The 3,363-nt window shown below is 62.0% G+C and carries 7 protein-coding genes and 1 pseudogene; 3 read left to right on the top strand and 5 right to left on the bottom strand.

Translation table 11 applies throughout. From position 1 onward, the window contains the following. Window positions 1-116: 116 nt before the first annotated feature. Window positions 117-314 (bottom strand): hypothetical protein, encoded by a 198-nt coding sequence (locus tag IVA74_RS00510; protein WP_247338778.1) that lies wholly within the window; start codon window positions 312-314, stop codon window positions 117-119. Here IVA74_RS00510 and IVA74_RS00505 point away from each other — a divergent pair. Beyond that, a complete protein-coding gene (locus IVA74_RS00505; protein WP_247338777.1) occupies window positions 307-561 on the top strand; it encodes a hypothetical protein in 255 nt (84 codons plus the stop codon). The genes IVA74_RS00510 and IVA74_RS00505 overlap by 8 nt on opposite strands. 537 nt (window positions 562-1,098) lie before the next feature. After that, the gene (locus IVA74_RS00500; protein WP_247338775.1) at window positions 1,099-1,407 is read left to right on the top strand and encodes a hypothetical protein; all 309 of its coding nucleotides are present in this window, start codon (window positions 1,099-1,101) and stop codon (window positions 1,405-1,407) included. A 158-nt stretch (window positions 1,408-1,565) separates the two neighbouring features. Here IVA74_RS00500 and IVA74_RS00495 read toward each other — a convergent pair whose 3' ends face one another. From IVA74_RS00495 to IVA74_RS00480, 4 genes and pseudogenes are all read right to left on the bottom strand, one after another. Next, window positions 1,566-1,757, bottom strand: a complete 192-nt coding sequence (locus IVA74_RS00495) for a hypothetical protein (protein WP_346730914.1) — start codon at window positions 1,755-1,757, stop codon at window positions 1,566-1,568. A gap of 14 nt (window positions 1,758-1,771) precedes the next feature. After that, window positions 1,772-2,095, bottom strand: a complete 324-nt coding sequence (locus IVA74_RS00490) for a hypothetical protein (RefSeq protein WP_247338773.1) — start codon at window positions 2,093-2,095, stop codon at window positions 1,772-1,774. 68 nt (window positions 2,096-2,163) lie between these two features. After that, a pseudogene (locus IVA74_RS00485) lies at window positions 2,164-2,390 on the bottom strand (Hsp20 family protein); the annotation flags it as partial. A 260-nt stretch (window positions 2,391-2,650) separates the two neighbouring features. Continuing rightward, window positions 2,651-2,920 (bottom strand): DUF2934 domain-containing protein, encoded by a 270-nt coding sequence (locus tag IVA74_RS00480; RefSeq protein ID WP_247338771.1) that lies wholly within the window; start codon window positions 2,918-2,920, stop codon window positions 2,651-2,653. Window positions 2,921-3,129: 209 nt separating this feature from the next. Between IVA74_RS00480 and IVA74_RS00475 the strand changes: the two genes are divergently transcribed. Then, window positions 3,130-3,288, top strand: coding sequence for a hypothetical protein (locus tag IVA74_RS00475; RefSeq protein WP_247338769.1), 159 nt, complete (start codon window positions 3,130-3,132; stop codon window positions 3,286-3,288). Window positions 3,289-3,363 lie beyond the last annotated feature (75 nt).

Below are 3,363 nucleotides of genomic sequence, written 5' to 3'. Positions count from 1 at the left end.
GCTCGCGCGGGCGCGGGATCGGGCGGAGCCGGCGGCGCGGGTGCGGGATCAGGGGACGGCGGAGGCGCAGGTGCGGGATCTGGGGGCGGCGGCAATTCTCCAGCCGCGACCAGCGGTCAAGGGGCATCGAGCAGCCCGAGTTCGGCTAACCCGGGGGCGACCATGAATGACCCGAAGATGAAAGGGAAATAGAAGCGAAAGAAATAGCCCGCTGACATAATCGAGCGGGCCGTTTTCATAAAGCAGTCGCGTAGCGATTGAGGCTGCGTTAGGCCGGCCGGGAGGAGACCGGTGGCAAGAACGTTGATGTCCAAGGCCGATCTCGAACTGATCGCTCTTCAGGAGATCCGGCACGTTCCCGGCGGGGAGCTCGTTATCTCCGTCGAGATTGAACACGACGACGCGGAACCCGATGGCCTGAATTGGCGACTGCTCGTGATTGCTAAAGACGGCGCGAACCTCGATCGCCTCCAAAACGCCGCTACTACCACGAGCCATCGGCTGAAGCGTCGATACCAACTTGTCATCCAGGGCGGCAGCTCGGCGGATGGCTGGGGCTAGAGGCCGGCCCCCACCACCAACAGAACGGCACCGATTGCCATAAGGAGAATGCCCGGCCAGTTCGCTCCGATCCCCAGGAATCCCACGCCGCGCCGCGTCGGCTCCAGTGTATCGCCAGCGGGCCGGCTAAGCGATCCCCGCCAAATAGTAGCGCGTGCCATGTACAAGATTCCGCCGAGAACAAGCAGAGCGCCAAGTCCTATCAGGAGCATTCTCGCCTCCTCAATTCATAGTTGCCATGTCAAGCTCCCGGAGGTGTGAGCCGCACCTCACTCGGCTTGGCCGGCATACGGCCCTTGCCTTCACGCCGCGGCCCGGATAGGTCCTGCGGCCGGCTCGGACTCCCGCGCGGGCAGGGATCCTCCGCCGCCGCAAGCGTCGCACCAGACTTCGATCGCGCCCTTGGTCACGCCTCGCCCACCCTGAGAGGATCGACGCCGGGGGCGTGACGCGCACCGGCAGCGGCCGCTCCGCGGGCTTCAAGGGACTGGCCACCCCGGGGGCGTATGGACGACCAGCGCCAACAGGCATCGCCTGGTGAAGGAGATCAGCCCGGTCAGCCAATGCGCGAATGCGTTGCGTCTGTTCTTTGCAGAAGTCCTCATCCATCGCGCCACTCACACCGAACACTCAGTTTCGCGGCTTCAGCTCACCGGCAAGCCAGCCGACCGCGTCGGTTTGTATCGGATCCACCGCGAAGCGGACCACTTCGGTACGCTCGCAAGTCGAGCACTCGAAGGTGCGCTCATCGAATCCGCGGGGGCCGGGAGAGATGCGCGCCAACGCCATCCGGTGCTTGCACACAGGGCACATCGGACGCTCGTTGGTCGAGACAGCCATCCCTGAAATCTCCACGGCCGATGATACGCCGTCCGCAGCCGGAGTCTTCAATATTCGCGCACGAAAAACCTTTTGAGGAGCGCCAAAGGGAACGAGCCCGAGCCCGGTCGACCCAGGTTGACGGTCGTGCTCATGGCATCACGTCTGCAACAGGCAACGGTCGATCAAGCCTTGGCTCCCTGAAGGCGTTCGGGAAGGTCGAAGCGGAAAGGCTTTGCAGAGCGGCCTCCTCTTCGGAAAGTCGCCGTTCGATGAACTGGCGTTCCAGAGGCAAAAGCCTGACGCAGGAGCCGGCGGTAGCGGCTGATGTTGTTATGATGGGCACGAAGGCGTGCCAGGTTTTCGTCCATCGTCATCAGGGCCTCCAAAACTACGCCGCGGCGGCCGCACGTTCGGTCGAACGGAGACGGTAGGGCTTTCCGCCGGGCGGCGTCCGTGGGCCACCGTCCAAGGCGCGCAACGCGTCCAAGATTTCGTCGATCGATACCGGCTTCTTGAGGCCGGCAGGTGCGCGCATCGACGGGCAAGAGGCGATCGCGGACGCGTCGGACGCCCATGATGCCAGGATTGCGCGCTTCTCGGTCAGCGTCAGGGCCGGATGATCCAGAACGTCTCTCGGTGCTTCAAACACCGTACCGGGATGAAGAAGAGCGTTGAAGTCGAAAACATTGTCGCCAGCGGTCGTCGGCCGCATGGTCCTCTCCTTTTCTTGACGAATGGATGGAGCCGCGCGACAAATCGTGCGGCTCCGAGGCGCGAGCGCTAGGCGGCAGCCTCAGCTTCCAGCTTCGGCACGTTGCCGGCCGAGGCATCGCCGATCGAAATCCGGCGGGCTTCATGGCTTCCGAAATCTCGCGGACGAGTTCGATGGTCAGCAAGCCATTGTCGAACGCGGCGCTTTTCACCTGGACATATCCGGCGAGGCTGAATTGGCGCTTGAAGCTGCGGTGCGAGATATCGCGATAGAGGAAATCACGCTCGGTCTTGTCCCTCACCGGAATGGACCTCCGCCAAATCGAGGTAAGGCCGAAGCGCCTTGTAATCACGGGCGCCGACCATATGAAGGAGACTGTTTTGCGGACGGCCGCCGTTCCCGTTTTCTTGTTTTTCGGAGGGCATGTGCTCGCTTCTGCTAAGAGAGGCGGCAACGGTCTACGTTCCCCCGTCGGAACTGACGGTCTGAAAGTGCACACAACTGGCCACTGCCTCCGCTTTTTTGCGAGCGGACCGCGCGGAGCGTCGTCGTGCCCTAATCTTGGCTCCCACGGTCGGGTCGGCTGAACTCCCGCTCAGCATCGAGCCAGAAATCCAGGTCGCGCCCCGAAGGGCGCCCGGCCCTTTCCCACAGCTGATAGGCACGTGCCGTGATCTGGGCCCGCCGGGAAGAAGAGGGCAATAGGTTGCGCCTCAGTTGATCAGCAAACTGCCGCAGCCTGCTCGCGGTGTTCTCGTCCTTGGTGTATGCGGCTGTCCGAGTAGCCAGTGCGATCTGATGCTCGAGTTTTTTCCTTTCGTCCATCGGATCGCTCCATTTCCTCCTTACCTAAGACGACTCCGGCTGAGCTCAATTGTTCGAGCCCTGGCTGTATAATGCGAGGGGTGCCAATTCTTCACGCCGTTGAGTTCACTTTTGCACAAAGCAGCTCCTTAACCTCGTCGTCACGCTGCGCTGTACCCACTGTAGAAAGGAGCTTAGCCTCGTTACGTTTCCTCGAAGGAGAGAAGGGCGTGGGCAAGTTTCTAGATCGAGTTCAAGCGAACATGGACGTGGTGTTGGAGCAAGTTTGTGCGGAATTGACGAACGGCGGCGATCACGAAAGCCGCAGATATGTTGCCGAGCAACTGATCGGAGCCGCGCGGCAAGGAGCTATCGCCCAAAGTTGGTGACGGCGGGAATCGGAAAGGCGGCATATCGTGGGGGTGCTTGACGCCTCCACTTCTCCACCGAAGGAGCGATATGCC

The organism is Bradyrhizobium sp. 132, from assembly GCF_023074185.1.
In the GTDB taxonomy this organism is placed as follows: Bacteria; Pseudomonadota; Alphaproteobacteria; order Rhizobiales; family Xanthobacteraceae; genus Bradyrhizobium.
This window is presented reverse-complemented; position numbering and strand designations above follow the sequence as displayed.